Genomic DNA, 14404 nt, shown 5'->3' with positions numbered 1-14404 from the left:
GCGGGAGCTTGAGCATGACGGAAACGGTAGAGCAGACGGCAGAAGACAGCCAGGCGCCAGAGCAGCCTGCAAGTATGTTTGGCCCGTTGCATCCAAGCCAGGCAGAAATGCCATTCGGCCTGGTGTATGGCAAAGCCATCACAAAGCTGCCTGACGATCTCTACATTCCCCCGGACGCCCTGGAAGTTTTCCTGGAGGCTTTCGAAGGCCCGCTGGATTTGCTGCTCTACCTTATCAAGCGCCAGAATCTCGATATCCTCGATATTCCCGTGGCCACCATCACCGCCCAGTACATGGAGTACGTGGAGTTGATGAAAGCCATGAATTTCGAGCTGGCAGCGGAATATCTGGTCATGGCCGCGATGCTCAGCGAAATCAAATCGCGAATGCTGCTGCCTCGCCCCAAGGCCGAAGAAGAAGAGGAGGGCGAAGATCCTCGCGCAGAATTGATTCGCCGCCTGCAAGAGTACGAACGCTTCAAGAAAGCCGCGGAAGATATTGATGAATTACCGCGCTTGGAACGGGATGTTTTTCCTGCTGAAGCCAAGCGCCCGGAATTCACTCGCGAGAAAGCGCAGCCAGATGTAGACATGCGCGAGCTGCTGCTGGCCTTGAAGGAAGTGATGCACCGAGCAGACATGTTCGAAAGCCATCAAATTTCCCGGGAAAAGCTGTCTACCCGTGAGCGCATGGCCAGCGTGCTGGACAAACTGAAGGGGCGGGAATTTGTACCTTTTATTGAGCTGTTCAACCCAGAAGAAGGCAAGCTCGGCGTAGTGGTGACTTTTTTGGCTACGCTGGAACTGGTTAAAGGGGCATTGATCGAGCTGGTTCAGACTGAACCCTTCGCGCCGATTCATGTGAAGGCCAAAACTTTGGTATTAGAAGAGTCCGATCTGTTGGCCAACCTTGAACTTGAAGATGAACCCGATACTGCACCGGATGCCGACGAAAGTAATGCAGAATTCCTCGATGACGCGGATAACGATACGCACGATGGAACCAAGGGGTAAGCGTGGACGCTGAGCAAATAAAAAGAATTGTTGAAGCCGCCATTCTTGTAGCGGAAGGCCCACTGGACCGTGATGGCATGCTGGCATTGTTCGATGAGGACGATCGTCCTGGCAAGGCCGATTTGTCCAAGTACTTGGAACAGCTAGCAGAAGAATATGAAGGCCGTGGTATTTTCCTTAAGGAAGTGGCCTCAGGGTTTCGTTTTCAGGCCCGTTCCGAGTTGGGTTCCTGGGTGAGCCGCCTGTGGCAAGAAAAACCACCGCGTTACAGCCGGGCAATTCTGGAAACCCTGGCCCTAATTGCCTATCGCCAACCGATTACCCGTGGTGAAATTGAAGAAATTCGTGGCGTTTCGGTAAGCTCGCATATCGTCAAGAGCCTGCTGGAACGAAACTGGGTACGAGTCGTGGGGCATCGTGATGTGCCCGGTCGACCGGCCATGTTCGCTACTACCAAGCAGTTTCTCGATTATTTCGACCTTAAGAGCCTGGAAGATTTGCCTTCGCTGGCCGAGATACGTGATCTTGACAAGCTTAATGAAGAGCTGGCCCTGACTGATGTGCCGCCCAGCAAGGCGGCCGAAGGGGATGCCGACGAAGCGTCTGAAGGCGAGATTGATGACGATGACTTTGGTGATCGTGAAGTACGCTTGCCAGGGGATCAGGGGAGCATCCCAGGTTTCGAACCTGAACCGGAAATCGATGATCCTACACAGATGAGTATGGACAAAGTTGACTCTGTACTCGCCAGTTTCGAGCAGGAATTCCGCCGCAAGCCGGGCAAAGAAGATAACGCACCGCTCGCCGCGAGCAGTAACAACGCTGGTGAGGATGCATCCCTCACAGAGTCAGGAAACGCTGCAAACGATAGTGATGATGTCGCGGTAGAAGACCACGCTTCAGATCAGGAGCAAACACCGGACGACAGCGCAGAGGAAAGCCGAACGCCGCATGAGTGAAAAATTACAGAAAGTCCTGGCTCGCGCCGGGCTAGGCTCCCGCCGGGAGTTGGAAACCTGGATCAGTGACGGTCGCGTCTCGGTCAATGGGACTGTTGCAACCTTGGGCGACCGGGTTGGCAGTGAAGATACCCTACGTGTAGATGGCAGGATAATTAAAGTGAAGGCCGAAGAAGACACCGTTCAGCGCGTAATTATGTACCACAAGCCGCCGGGAGAAGTGTGTTCGCGCAATGACCCGGAAGGACGCCCGACGGTGTTCGATAATTTGCCTCGCTTGCAAGGCATGCGCTGGGTGCAGGTAGGGCGGCTTGATATCAACACCACTGGCATGATGCTCTTCACCACCGATGGTGAGCTCGCCCACCGGCTGATGCACCCCTCCAACGGCTTCGTGCGCGAATACGCAGTAAGGGTGCGTGGCAGCATGACGGCGGAAAAGCGTCAGGCCATGTTGGATGGTGTTTTGCTAGAGGATGGTGTTTCTAAATTTGATAGCATCGAGGACGCTGGTGGCGCTGAGGAAGGTGCTAACCACTGGTACAAAGCCACTCTTACCGGGGGTAAATACCGGGAAGTCCGTCGGCTTTTCCAGTCTCAAGACCTGGAAGTGGCTCGCTTGATGCGAATTCGTTTTGGTGACCTGACATTGCCGCCGCAACTGCGGCAGGGTCGCTGGATGGAACTAGAGCCAGAGCAAATGAAAGCCCTAATCGATAAGGTCGAACTCAAGGGCAAGAAATACACGGGCCTTTACGGTCGCGCTCGCCTGCGCCACCAGCGTGGCGGTAACAAGCCACCTCGCAAGGCTCGCCGTGGGCCATATCGCCGCTAGGGGCTTACGCACTGTTCTGTTTGCGGGAGACAGCCTGCGGTCTACCCCGGATTGTTGCCGGCAAACACCGAGGTTCGCTTGCGAGCCACGCCTACGGCAGCCTCATCAGCCGGCCGACCAGGGCCGGTAACGCTGTTTCCACTCTGAGAATTCGCGCCCCAAAGCTGTGGCAAGCGAACCCCTGTTGTTCCAACATATCTATCTCGTAGTCGGTCCAGCCCCCTTCTGGGCCCACCGCCAATGTCACTGGTTCAGCAAGATTGCAGGGGAGGGCGGGGTAATGGCCTGGATGGGCAAGAATACGCTGGCCTGTCCCTGCCCAGTCGTTCAGTGAATCTTCCACAAAAGGCTTGAAACGGGGAGCCAGTATTAATTCAGGCAAGTGGGTGTCGCGCGCCTGCTCTAGCCCCAGAATCATTTTCTCGCGCAGCAAGTCGGCTTTCAGGTTGGGGGTCTGCCAGTAACTTTTGTCTACCTTCCAGCTGTTAATCAACACGATGCGCTTGATGCCCAGGCTGGTCGCGTCGATAAGGATGCGTTTAAGCATCTTGGGCCGCGGTAGTGCCATCAGCAAGGAAAGGGGTAGCGCCTGGATAGAATTAGAATCTGGTTTAAAATCAGCCTCTATCTCATTGTTTTTAATGTAGTGTATGGTGGCTATTCCTGTGCTTCCGGCCAGCAGACCAGCGCGGCACTGCTGGCCTTCGGCCAGCTTAAGCACCGTACATACATGGTTACGTTGTCGCGCATTGAGACGCCAGCGATTGCCGTGTAGGTATTGGTCGGGGTGCAGCAGCAGCAAGTTCATGGCGTGGATTATGGCATACCGGATAAACAGCTGAACAAAGGTTTTACTGGGCTCGCTATTATCCTGGCATGAAGATTCGTGGCCAGACGAAAATGAAGATGGTCTGTTGACGCAAATCACGGCCTGCTTGGCTATTATGGCCCTTTGCTCGGCGCAATCGGATTGCTAGAGTGTGCCGCCTGATCACCCGTTCGATTAACTGTTCAGTTGGAGAATTTCATGCAGTTTCAGGGTACTGACCAATATGTGGCCACCGATGACCTGAAAATGGCCGTGAACGCAGCCATTGCCCTCAAGCGCCCACTGCTCATCAAGGGTGAACCTGGTACCGGCAAAACACTGCTGGCCGAACAGGTCGCTGAATCTCTGGGGTTGCCACTGCTGTCGTGGAACGTAAAGTCCACCACCAAAGCACAGCAAGGCCTGTATGAATACGATGCGGTATCACGTCTACGTGATTCCCAGCTCGGTGCCGAAGGTGTCGAGGATGTGGCAAATTACCTGAAGAAGGGCAAGCTCTGGGAAGCCTTTACCCACGAAGGCCAAGTGGTGCTGTTGATCGACGAGGTCGACAAGGCTGATATCGAGTTCCCCAACGATCTGCTCCAGGAGCTGGATCGCATGGAGTTTTTTGTCTATGAAACCGGCGAACTGATCAAGGCTGAACAGCGGCCAATTGTGATTATTACCTCCAACAATGAGAAAGAGCTGCCAGACGCTTTTCTGCGCCGTTGCTTTTTCCATTACATCAATTTCCCTGATGCGGCCACCATGCAGGCTATCGTGGATGTGCATTTCCCTGAGATCAAAAAGAACTTGGTTAGCGAAGCGCTAGAGATCTTCTTTGATCTTCGCAAAGTGCCGGGCTTGAAGAAGAAGCCTTCCACCAGCGAGTTGATTGACTGGCTGAAGCTGTTGATGGCTGATGATATTCCGGATGACATTCTGCATAGCCGTGATACCAGAAGCGCGGTGCCGCCTCTGTACGGTGCATTGCTGAAGAACGAAGCGGATGTGCAGCTCTTAGAGCGTCTGGCGTTCATGAATCGCCGCGAAAGCTAACCGATCCACGGGCAGACTATGCTTATTGGTTTTTTCGAAAATCTGCGTCGCTACCGGGTGCCCGTCACCCTGCGCGAACTGTTGGATTTATTTGATGCGCTCCATGCGCATGTTGCGTTTGGCTCCATTGAGGATTTCTACCTGCTGAGCCGGGCGGTCATGGTGAAAGACGAAAAATATTATGACCGCTTCGACCAGGCGTTTGCCAATTACTTTGAAGGTTTGGAAAACCTGGAGCCGGACTGGCTCAGCAAGGTGATCCCGGATGAGTGGCTGCGCAAGGAGCTGGAAAAAAACCTGAGCCCGGAGGAGTTCGAAAAACTCAAAGGGCTTGGGAGTTTGGAAAAAATCATGGACGAGCTGCGCAAGCGGCTAGAAGAACAAGAGAAACGTCACCAAGGCGGCAATAAATGGGTTGGGACCGGAGGCACCAGCCCGTTCGGTGGTTACGGCGAAAACCCGGAAGGGGTACGCATGACCGGCCCTTCGCGGAACAAGAAAGCCGTGAAAGTTTGGGAGAAGCGGGAATTCCGCAACTTGGACGACTCGGTGGAGCTGGGCACCCGTAACATCAAGCTGGCCATGCGCCGGCTGCGAAAATTTGCCCGCACCGGTCGCGATGAAGAGCTGGACATGGACGATACCATTTCGTCCACTGCCCGCAATGCGGGATTGCTTGATATCAAAATGCGACCGGAGAAAGAAAATCGCGTTAAAGTACTGATTTTCTTTGATGTAGGCGGCTCCATGGACCCTTACGTGAAGCTGTGTGAAGAGCTATTTTCTGCTGCTCGGGCAGAGTTTAAGCACATGGAATATTTCTATTTCCATAACTTCCTCTATGAGTACGTATGGAAAGACAATCGCCGCCGTTGGGATGAGAAAGTCTCCACTTGGGATGTGCTTCATAAGTACGGCAGCGACTACAAAGTGATTTTCGTAGGTGACGCGGCCATGAGTCCCTATGAAGTGAATTCTGTAGGCGGCAGCGTGGAGCACTGGAACGAAGAGGCCGGCGCAGTCTGGTTTCAACGAGTAATGGAGACCTACGAAAAAGTGGTGTGGCTAAACCCGGAGCCCGAGCGTGCTTGGCAGATGACCACCTCTACCCAGTGGATCAAGCAACTCTGCGAGCACAACATGTTCCCGCTCACCATAGAAGGGCTTGAGAAAGCCATGCGACAGCTGAGCAAATGAGCAAATAACCCCTTGCCCTCGCTTTGAGAAGCCTTTGGCGCTACGGCGAAGGCATGTCACATTCCTTCGCTCAGCCTCTCATCGGTAAACTGGGGCTCAATGCGTTTGAGTTGAGCCCCACCACGTTACTGTCACTGCTCAATCTTTATCTGTTTGCTGTGCACCCAATGATAGAGCACCGGGAGCAGCAGTAGGGTCAGCAGCGTTGAAGAAATAATCCCTCCGATAACCACCGTTGCCAGTGGCCGCTGCACTTCTGCGCCGGTGCCGGTATTGAGCGCCATGGGCACAAAGCCGAGACCCGCCACCAGGGCGGTCATCAACACCGGGCGCAACCGGACCAGCGCACCTTCGATCACCGCATGGCGCAGGTCATTGCCTTGCTGCCAGAGATCACGAATAAAGGCCACCATCACCAAGCCATTAAGTACGGCCACACCCGACAGGGCAATAAAGCCCACTCCGGCTGAGATCGATAGCGGCATCCCTCGCAGCCATAGCGCAAGGACGCCCCCGGTCAGGGCCAACGGCACCCCTGTGAAAATAATCAGTGAATCGCGAACAGAGCCAAACGCCATAATCAACAAGCCGATAATGATCGCTAGCGTCACCGGCACCACCAGCGACAGACGTTGGCTGGCAGATTCCAGTTGCTCAAAGGTGCCGCCAAAGTCCAGCCAGTAGCCGCTGGGAAGATCTACCCGCTCACTAATGCGTTGCTGGACCGCTTGCACAAAACTGCCCAGATCCCGGTCGCGAACATTGGCGGTGACCACCACTCGGCGTTTACCGTTTTCCCGGCTGATTTGTGCCGGAGCCGGTTTTATTTCCAGCCGTGCGACTTCGTTTAGCGGAATGTAGCCGCCATCTGGCAGCGACACAGGGAGCCGCTGTAGACGGTTCACGTCCTGGCGCAGTGATTCTGGCAGCCGCACCATCAGTTTGAAGCGCCGATCTCCTTCGTAAATCAGTCCTATCTGTTCGCCACCAATACCGGCGGCGACCAGATGTTGCACCTCATCCACGGTAATACCATAGCGGCCAAGGGCTTCTCGATCGGGAACAACGGTGAGCATGGGTTGACCGGTCACCTGTTCAACCCGTACATCGGCGGCACCAGGTATCGACTGTACCTGCTGCATGATGGCATTGGCGGTTTCGCGCAAGGTATCCAGATCATCACCAAAAACCTTGATGCCAAGATCGGCTCGCACACCGGAAATAAGCTCGTTAAAGCGCATTTCAATGGGTTGGGTAAACTCGAAGTTATTGCCGGGTACGTCCAGGACTGCGCTGGACAGTTCCTGAATCAACGCCTCTTTGCTTTTTCCTGGATCCGGCCATTGGTCTTTGGGTTTCAGGATCAGGAAGTTATCCGACACATTGGGCGGCATCGGGTCGTTGGCCACTTCCGGTGTGCCGATCCGTGAAACCAGTTTGTCGATTTCTTCAATATGCTTTAAGCGCTCATCGAGCATGATCTGCATGTCTACAGATTGCTCGATACCGGTGCCGGGTATGCGAAGGGCGTGCATGGCAATGTCGCCTTCGTCCAGTTGCGGAATGAATTCTGAGCCAAGAGTGGTCATCAACCAGCCACAGAACAGCACCAGCAACAGCGCAAAAGCGACTAATAGCTTGCGCAACACCAGGGCTTTTTCCAGCAGTGGCCGGTACACGGACTTGGCGGAACGTATAATCGGGCTTTCTTTCTCGCTGATCTTGCCGCCCATGAAAACCGCCACCGCAGCGGGTACGACGGTAAGCGAAAACAACATGGCGGCAAGCAGCGCCATCATCACCGTGGCTGCCATGGGGTGAAACATTTTCCCTTCCACGCCAGTGAGGCTGAAGATAGGGATATACACGATAGTAATGATGGCCACGCCGAATAGACTGGGACGAATAACCTCAGTGGTGGCCTCATAGACCAATTGAATCCGTTCCCTTAATGGCAATACACCGTTGTTTTTACCCTGAGCTTCGGCCAGCCGGCGAATACAGTTTTCGACGATGATCACCGCGCCATCTACAATCAAACCAAAATCCAACGCGCCTAGACTCATCAAGTTGGCAGACACCCCGGTTTTCACCATGCCACTGATCGTCGCGAGCATGGAGAGGGGGATTACCGCCGCGGTAATCAGGGCGGCTCGGAAATTGCCCAACAGCAAAAACAGCACGGCAATAACCAGCAAAGCCCCTTCAATCAAGTTAGTGCGAACGGTGGCAATGGTTTTTTCCACCAGGGTGGTGCGGTCATAAACCGCTTCTAGCTTGATGCCGTCGGGCAGGGAGGGTTTAACCGCCTCCAGCCGTTTGGCCACGTCTCGGGCCACCTGATTGGAGTTTTCCCCCATCAGCATCATCACGGTGCCCAGTACGGTTTCACGGCCATCACGGGTCGATGCCCCAGTGCGCAGTTCTTTCCCGATGGCCACGGAGGCCACGTCCTTCACTTTTACTGGGGTGCCGTCATGAACAGTGACGACCACATTTTCTATCTCGTGGAGGGTTTTCAGCTGCCCCGGCGTCCTCACCAGTAATTGCTGGCCATTGCGTTCAATGTAACCCGCTCCGCGATTACTGTTATTGCGTTTTAAGGCGGTTGAGAGCTGGTCGAGAGTAATGCCGAATTGCAACAGCAGCTTGGGGGAGGGCAGCACATGGTATTGCTTGTCGTAACCGCCAATGCCGTTTACTTCCGCCACCCCAGGCACCTGGGCCAGTTGCGGCTTGATAATCCAGTCCTGGATTTCCCGCAGCGCAACCGCATCGTACTCATGGCCATCGGCCTGGCGGGCGCCGGCTTCCGCTTCCACGGTGTACAGGTATATTTCGCCGAGCCCGGTAGCCATTGGCCCCATTCTCGGTTCCAGCTGCGCAGGAAGCGCCCCCTTGATCGCGCTTAGCCTTTCATTGACAAGGTTGCGGGCGAAGTAGATATCCGTGCCTTCCTTGAACACCACCGTGACCTGGGACAAGCCATAACGGGAGATGGAGCGGGTGTAATCCAGTTTCGGCAAACCGTACAGGGCGGTTTCCACCGGAAAGGTGACCCGTTGCTCGGCCTCAAGGGGGGAATAACCCGGTGCTTCGGTATTGATCTGCACCTGTCGATTGGTGATGTCTGGGACCGCATCAATGGGCAGTCGCTGATAACTCCAGGCGCCCAAGCCCACTAATCCGAGGATCAGTGTGAGCACCAGAATGCGCCTCTCGATGGAGAAGCGAACGATGGCATCTATCATCCGGATTCTCCTTAGTGGTGGTGAGCCGCGCCGGCTTTAAGAATGTCAGCTTTAATCAGGTAACTGTTTTCCACCACGTACTGATCCCCGGGGTTAAGGCCATCGAGCACTTCGCTGTAGCGGTTATCCCGCTGGCCTAAAGTGAGTGTCCGGCTTTCATACGCCTCTGCGTCATTGAGGAACACAACGGTTTTACCCTCCATTTCCTGCAGGGCACGGTTATCCACTCGCAGAGGAACTGAGTGGTTGCCGGTGGTGATGACAGCCTCAACGAAGTCCCCCGGGGCTAAACGGCCATCGCTATTGTCCAGCGACACTCGGGCAATCATGGCCGGCACGGATCCGGTATCGGGTGCCGGCACCAGGCTTTTGATCTGGCTTTGCCACTGACGTTCGCCAAGGTGCAGGGTGACGGCTTGTCCTTTTTTTACCGCAGCCCGCTGCTGAGGAAACAGCGTCAATTCCGCCCATAGCGATTCACTGTTGATAAGCGTCAGTAGGGGCTGTTGGCCTGCGACTTCACCGGCATTAGCATGACGCTGATGAATAACACCGCTGAACGGGGCCCGCAGGCGGTAGGCTCGCAGGCTGTCATTGGATTCGATCACGGCGAGTGTCTCACCCTTGCTGACGGCATCACCAACAGAAGGGGTTATCGACGTGATTAGCCCGGGAAAACGGGCACGCAAATCAGCCTGATGCTCAGGGGCGATCACCAAGCGCCCGTATGCATGGGTTTGCGTGGCAATAACGCCGCCACTGGCTTTCTTGGTGGTGATACCTGCTTTTTCTGCGGCTTCCGCCGAAATGGCCACGCGGCCCTCGTAGGAGGGCCATTGCCATTGATGGTGCTCGCCACCCAGTTTCAGATCAAAGCTGACATCGAAGGAATGGGGCGGTTGTATCTTTTGCTTTCCCTTCCAGTGATGGTCGTCTTGCTGGAAGGTAACTGTTTTCTGTACTCCGTCTAGGCGGGTGAGGGTGGCAGAAAGGATTAAGTCATCCACTGGCTTATTGTCACGGGTGACCCAGGCCTGCAACGAGGCCAGGCCGCCACTTTCGGTTTTGAGAACCTCCAAAGTAACGTCCCGCTCTTTCAGTAAATGCCCGCCGTTGGGGCCCGGCCTGTGGTTTCTTGTTTGTGTGCGTCATGATCGTTTTCACCGTGCCCATGTCCACCACTGGCGGTTACCTGAGAGGACAGTGTCAGGAGATAAAGCGTGGAAAGTGTTACTAGCATTTTCATTGGGAAATCTCCTGTTCGTCAGCCTGGGAAAAAGGCAGGCCTGTGAGGCGTTCCAGTTCGTTTCGTTGCAGGTGAAACTGTGCGGCGAGATTAATGGCCCGGTATTCCAGATTAAGTTGCTCTTGCTGGGCATCGATCAGCTCAAGCAGGCTGTAGCGACCGGAGCGGTAGCCCTTTTCGATGTCTGCATACAGTTGTCTGGCCAAGGGCAACGCGCTCTCATCAATGAGCGCGAGCTCTTCACGTAACAGATTCAGTGAGCGATAGAGGGTGTCCAGCGTTGCCACCAGTTCAATCCGGCGGGCCTGTAGCTGTGCTTCACTGGCAGCCAGTTGTGATTCGGCTCGGGCTATATTGCCGCGGTTAGGATTCTTCAGACCAAGCGGAACAGAGAACCCCAGCACCAGGGTATTGTTGTTGTCCACTCGATCATGGCGCGCGCCAACAGAGACGGTGACATCGCGGCTGCCACGGGCATTGGCCAGGCGGCTCTGGGCCGCATGCAGGCGCGTTTCGCTCGCCAGCTGCAGCAATTGCGGAGCCTGCTCCAGCTGGTCCAGAATTTGCTCGCGCGGTGGAAGCTTGGGAAGCGGCCGCAACGAGGTTGCGGGGTGCAGTTGATCTGCGCCTTGCTGGCCCCAAAGCGCAGCCAGTTGCTGGCTGGCTCGGCCACGCTCCATATCAGCGCGCCGGCGGGCAATATCCGCATGCCGGCTGGCGAGGGTCATTCGGGTTAAATCCGCCTTCGAGGCCGCACCGGCATTAACACGACGGCGTGCCGCCTGTTTTGCTTTTTCCGCCAAAGCCAATGTGCGTTCAGCCAGTGCCAATTCTTCTTCAAAACGCGCCAATGCAATGTAACGAGTAACCGCGTCCCCCAGCACATCGAGCCGTGCGATAGCGTAGCCCTGTTGTTCCGTATTGAGAGCGCGAGTCGCCACCTCATTACGTGAATCTCGCTTGTTGCCAAGCTCGATCAGCTGGCTCAAGGCAACTGTGATTTGTGCACCTTCAACGCCATTCAATGGTGCGTCTCCGGCAATATTTTCCACCTCAACGGACAGTTCTGGCTGCGGCCCAAGGCTGGACTGGAGCACCGCCGCATCCGCTGCCCTGAGCCGATAGGGGTAAACGCCAAGCGCTGGGTTCTGCTCTACGGTGCGGCTGAGCACGTCTTGCAGGGTAATCTCGGTGCCCATCGGCACCGATGTATTACCCGCGATGAGATGGCCTGGCGCGAACAGGCACAGCAAGGACGACGCAACAAGGCGCCAGCCGGAGGTTCGGCATTTCATGAAAATCTCCCGATAACGGATTGCGGCGAAGATCGCCGGCGAAAATCAGATCAATCCGTTGCGATTGGGAGGTGGCACAGGAGGCTGCGTGACAAGAGAGCGCGCGTGAGCAGGGGAGGGCTTGTGCCATTCATTGGCGGGCACAGGCCTGAGCGTTATGGGCTGATGCGCGAGGGTGGCGCATGAACTGTGCGGAAGGCAGCACTGGTGTTGCTCACATTCACTACTGTGGCGTTCTTCGGGTGCGCCATCGGGTTTGCCCTCAGAGACATGAACTTGGCAGGACGCCTCCACATTCACCGAGTGCGGGATTGACTCGGTTGCACCCGCTACGGCGCTACACAGCATCAACAAGCCGAGCAGCAAAGCGGTGAAGGAATGTCTGGACTTGCTGAAATTCATGTTATGCCAGTCGGGAGTGCGAAAAGAATCAAGGTGCATACTCTAGCAAGCCGCCTTACCGCGTCAATCTGATTCTCATCGGCAACCCTTCTATACAAAGGCTTGCGAAGCAAGATGGAATCGACGTTTGCTCGGATCCATCCATGAGTCCAAACCTGCATAAAAGGAACTTTAAAAAACCAGCGCTGCCGGATTTGTAACCAAGACCATTTTATGGTGAAAACCCTATTTGATCTGAATGGACGCACATGGAATGAAAGGAGGCTCAGCAATGAAAATGCAGCGAATCGAAACGCCGGGGATCGCCCACTATGCCTATCTCATTGCAGACGGCACTGAAGCAGCGGTTATCGACCCTGGTCGCTTCGTTGAACCTTACCTGGAAGCGGCTAAAACTTTAGGCGTACGCGTTACCCATATCCTTGAAACCCACCGCCAGGAGGATTTCGCCATGGGCTCCGCGTATCTAGCCGAACAAACCGGCGCACAGATAGTCAATGGCAATTTTGAGACCTTCGAGCATGGCGATATACGGCTCAATGATGGTGACAGCGTTAATGTTGGCAGCCTTACCGTAAAAGCGTTACATACACCGGGCCATACGCCGGAAAGCATGAGTTATGTGGTCTATCCACCAGACAGTGAAGCTTGGTGTGTGCTTACGGGGGATGCACTTTTTTATGGGACGACCGGACGCACAGATCTACCGGATGCGGACAAATCCATCGAAAATGCCGGCATCTTGCATGATGTTGTTAATGAGAAGCTTGCCACATTACCTGAAACCACCGTTGTTTTACCTGCCCATGGCCCCGGTTCAGTGTGTGGCAGCGGCATGGCGGAAAAACCGTACTCCACCCTCGGGGAGGAAAAGCAGTACAACGACGTCTTTACCTTAAGCCGGGAGCAATTTGCCCAGAAGAAGGGCGGCGAACGCAACCCTCGGCCGCCTTTTTTTCGGTTTATGGAACAGGTAAACAAAAAGGGCGGCTTGGCACCGTTACCGCGGACTGAAACCGTGCCGCTGCTAACCCCGGCCGAGTTTGAAAAGCAAACCCGTAATCAACGGGTTATCGATACCCGCGAACCTGAGGGGTATGCCGGGGGGCACATGGCTAAAAGCCACAGTATTTGGCTTGGTGGCTTGCCGGTGTTTGGTGGCTGGGTGAGCGACGAAAAGACGCCGGTATTTCTTATTACAGACCGCAATGAAGATATTTACGATGCCGCGAAGCAACTGGCTCGCATCGGCATTGATAACGTGGATGGTGCGCTAGCGGGAGGCTTCGGGGCTTGGCGTAGCTCAGGCTACCCCATAGCGGCGTCGGGGAGCATAACACCTGAAACGCTCCGCAAGAGTGCCAGCAACTACCAGGTGCTGGATGTTCGGGAAGACGATGAGTTTGCCGGTGGGCACATCCCGGGCGCGGTTCATATGTATGTGGGATACCTCGAGGAACGAGTCGAAGAGTTATCACTGGATACGGATCGGCCCGTGGTGGTGACCTGTGGTGTTGGTCACCGAGCCGGGCTGGGCGTGAGCATTTTGCTGAGAGCAGGTTTCACAGGCGTGCGCAATTTACTGGGTGGCATGAAAGCCTGGTATTCGCTTGAACTGCCTGTGGAATCCTAACGCTGAAGCGTTTGCCTGTAGGAAGGAGGCCTGCCTTAATAAGTGCAGAGGTGAAGCCCGCCCAAGCAAAAGGAAAGGTCAACACCAGATAAGCCAGGCCCGCCAGACTTGCGGCTGCAATAGTCGAGTCACCCACCATAGGAACAACACCCGGGCTGGCGTGCCTTCCTTGCAGGACTGCCTTCGCTGAAGCCAAAGCGTTTGGCCGGCTCACTGAGGGGCTGCATCTGATCATGCTCGTTTTCAAGCCACTCCTGTACAGCCCCAGCACGGCTTTATCCTCGTAGTGGAGGACGCTGGGCAGAAAGTCGCGGGCGATAAGCAGCAATCCAGATAGTACGCTCTTGAAGCGTTGACGGACGTGACACGGGTGTGCATCGAGGGCATGGAAGACCCGTCAATCCTCGGCTGAGCGCTGGATCGGGCTGCCTTCAATAGCGCTGGGCTGGGCATCTTCGCAAAGAACAGGTTCTCCGCCGGGGCTGACTATGTGCACACCTCATCCAGCGCCGAGGGCGAGGTGCTGTTCAAGCAGCGGTACGATGCGGATAAAACAGTGACCGCGTAGAGGCTCATAGGGGTTCTACCCCGTTACTGCGGACACTTCTAAAAAGAGGCACACTGTGCCCAAGGAGTGTTTATGAGCAAGCGAAAGAAGTACAGCCCCGAGTTCAAGCGTGAAGCGGTAGAGCAGACTCGTCAC

11 protein-coding genes are annotated in these 14404 nt (G+C 55.2%); 6 read left to right on the top strand and 5 right to left on the bottom strand.

Annotation, left to right across the window (positions count from 1 at the left end; all coding sequences use genetic code 11):
- Positions 1 to 14: 14 nt before the first annotated feature.
- Genes ABNH10_RS08310 through rluB form a run of 3 tightly spaced genes read left to right on the top strand, consistent with a single transcriptional unit; the run spans position 15 to position 2807 of the window.
- On the top strand, positions 15 to 1013 hold the full coding sequence (locus tag ABNH10_RS08310; RefSeq protein ID WP_502877121.1) for a segregation and condensation protein A: 999 nt from the start codon (positions 15 to 17) through the stop codon (positions 1011 to 1013).
- Between the two features lie 2 nt (positions 1014 to 1015).
- Positions 1016 to 1972, top strand: coding sequence for an SMC-Scp complex subunit ScpB (scpB, locus tag ABNH10_RS08305; RefSeq protein ID WP_349385501.1), 957 nt, complete (start codon positions 1016 to 1018; stop codon positions 1970 to 1972).
- Complete coding sequence (gene rluB, locus ABNH10_RS08300; RefSeq protein ID WP_349385500.1) at positions 1965 to 2807, top strand: 23S rRNA pseudouridine(2605) synthase RluB; 843 nt, start codon at positions 1965 to 1967, stop codon at positions 2805 to 2807. The genes scpB and rluB overlap by 8 nt, the downstream gene beginning before the upstream one ends.
- Positions 2808 to 2898: 91 nt before the next feature.
- On the opposite strand, the gene ABNH10_RS08295 is transcribed toward rluB, so the two are convergent.
- Positions 2899 to 3615 carry a 16S rRNA (uracil(1498)-N(3))-methyltransferase gene (locus tag ABNH10_RS08295; protein WP_349385499.1) on the bottom strand — a complete coding sequence of 239 codons (717 nt, stop codon included), beginning with the start codon at positions 3613 to 3615 and terminating at the stop codon, positions 2899 to 2901.
- Between the two features lie 219 nt (positions 3616 to 3834).
- Between ABNH10_RS08295 and ABNH10_RS08290 the strand changes: the two genes are divergently transcribed.
- Complete coding sequence (locus ABNH10_RS08290) at positions 3835 to 4677, top strand: AAA family ATPase (protein ID WP_349385498.1); 843 nt, start codon at positions 3835 to 3837, stop codon at positions 4675 to 4677.
- Between the two features lie 18 nt (positions 4678 to 4695).
- Complete coding sequence (locus tag ABNH10_RS08285; RefSeq protein WP_349385497.1) at positions 4696 to 5874, top strand: vWA domain-containing protein; 1179 nt, start codon at positions 4696 to 4698, stop codon at positions 5872 to 5874.
- A gap of 131 nt (positions 5875 to 6005) precedes the next feature.
- Here the strand turns inward: ABNH10_RS08285 and ABNH10_RS08280 are convergent, their stop codons facing one another.
- Genes ABNH10_RS08280 through ABNH10_RS08265 form a run of 4 tightly spaced genes read right to left on the bottom strand, consistent with a single transcriptional unit; the run spans position 6006 to position 11666 of the window.
- Positions 6006 to 9125 (bottom strand): efflux RND transporter permease subunit, encoded by a 3120-nt coding sequence (locus tag ABNH10_RS08280; protein WP_349385496.1) that lies wholly within the window; start codon positions 9123 to 9125, stop codon positions 6006 to 6008.
- Positions 9126 to 9136: 11 nt separating this feature from the next.
- Positions 9137 to 10204, bottom strand: coding sequence for an efflux RND transporter periplasmic adaptor subunit (locus tag ABNH10_RS08275; protein WP_349385495.1), 1068 nt, complete (start codon positions 10202 to 10204; stop codon positions 9137 to 9139).
- Between the two features lie 17 nt (positions 10205 to 10221).
- Entirely contained in the window at positions 10222 to 10371 is a 150-nt protein-coding gene (locus tag ABNH10_RS08270) for a hypothetical protein (RefSeq protein WP_349385494.1), read from the bottom strand.
- Positions 10368 to 11666 carry a TolC family protein gene (locus ABNH10_RS08265; protein WP_349385493.1) on the bottom strand — a complete coding sequence of 433 codons (1299 nt, stop codon included), beginning with the start codon at positions 11664 to 11666 and terminating at the stop codon, positions 10368 to 10370. The genes ABNH10_RS08270 and ABNH10_RS08265 overlap by 4 nt, the downstream gene beginning before the upstream one ends.
- Before the next feature lie 673 nt (positions 11667 to 12339).
- On the opposite strand from ABNH10_RS08265, the gene ABNH10_RS08260 reads away from it, so the two are divergent.
- The gene (locus tag ABNH10_RS08260) at positions 12340 to 13701 is read left to right on the top strand and encodes an MBL fold metallo-hydrolase (protein WP_349385492.1); all 1362 of its coding nucleotides are present in this window, start codon (positions 12340 to 12342) and stop codon (positions 13699 to 13701) included.
- The last annotated feature ends 703 nt before the right edge of the window (positions 13702 to 14404 follow it).

The sequence above is a fragment of the Alcanivorax sp. genome, from assembly GCF_040119285.1.
Classification (GTDB): domain Bacteria; phylum Pseudomonadota; class Gammaproteobacteria; order Pseudomonadales; family Alcanivoracaceae; genus Alcanivorax.
This window is presented reverse-complemented; position numbering and strand designations above follow the sequence as displayed.

Coding starts and splice junctions, on each gene's coding strand:
- ABNH10_RS08270 (WP_349385494.1), bottom strand. CDS start 10,371: ATGAAAATGCTAGTAACACTTTCCACGCTTTATCTCCTGACACTGTCC.
- rluB (WP_349385500.1), top strand. CDS start 1,965: ATGAGTGAAAAATTACAGAAAGTCCTGGCTCGCGCCGGGCTAGGCTCC.
- ABNH10_RS08260 (WP_349385492.1), top strand. CDS start 12,340: ATGAAAATGCAGCGAATCGAAACGCCGGGGATCGCCCACTATGCCTAT.
- ABNH10_RS08290 (WP_349385498.1), top strand. CDS start 3,835: ATGCAGTTTCAGGGTACTGACCAATATGTGGCCACCGATGACCTGAAA.
- ABNH10_RS08280 (WP_349385496.1), bottom strand. CDS start 9,125: ATGATAGATGCCATCGTTCGCTTCTCCATCGAGAGGCGCATTCTGGTG.
- ABNH10_RS08265 (WP_349385493.1), bottom strand. CDS start 11,666: ATGAAATGCCGAACCTCCGGCTGGCGCCTTGTTGCGTCGTCCTTGCTG.
- ABNH10_RS08285 (WP_349385497.1), top strand. CDS start 4,696: ATGCTTATTGGTTTTTTCGAAAATCTGCGTCGCTACCGGGTGCCCGTC.
- ABNH10_RS08310 (WP_502877121.1), top strand. CDS start 15: ATGACGGAAACGGTAGAGCAGACGGCAGAAGACAGCCAGGCGCCAGAG.
- ABNH10_RS08295 (WP_349385499.1), bottom strand. CDS start 3,615: ATGAACTTGCTGCTGCTGCACCCCGACCAATACCTACACGGCAATCGC.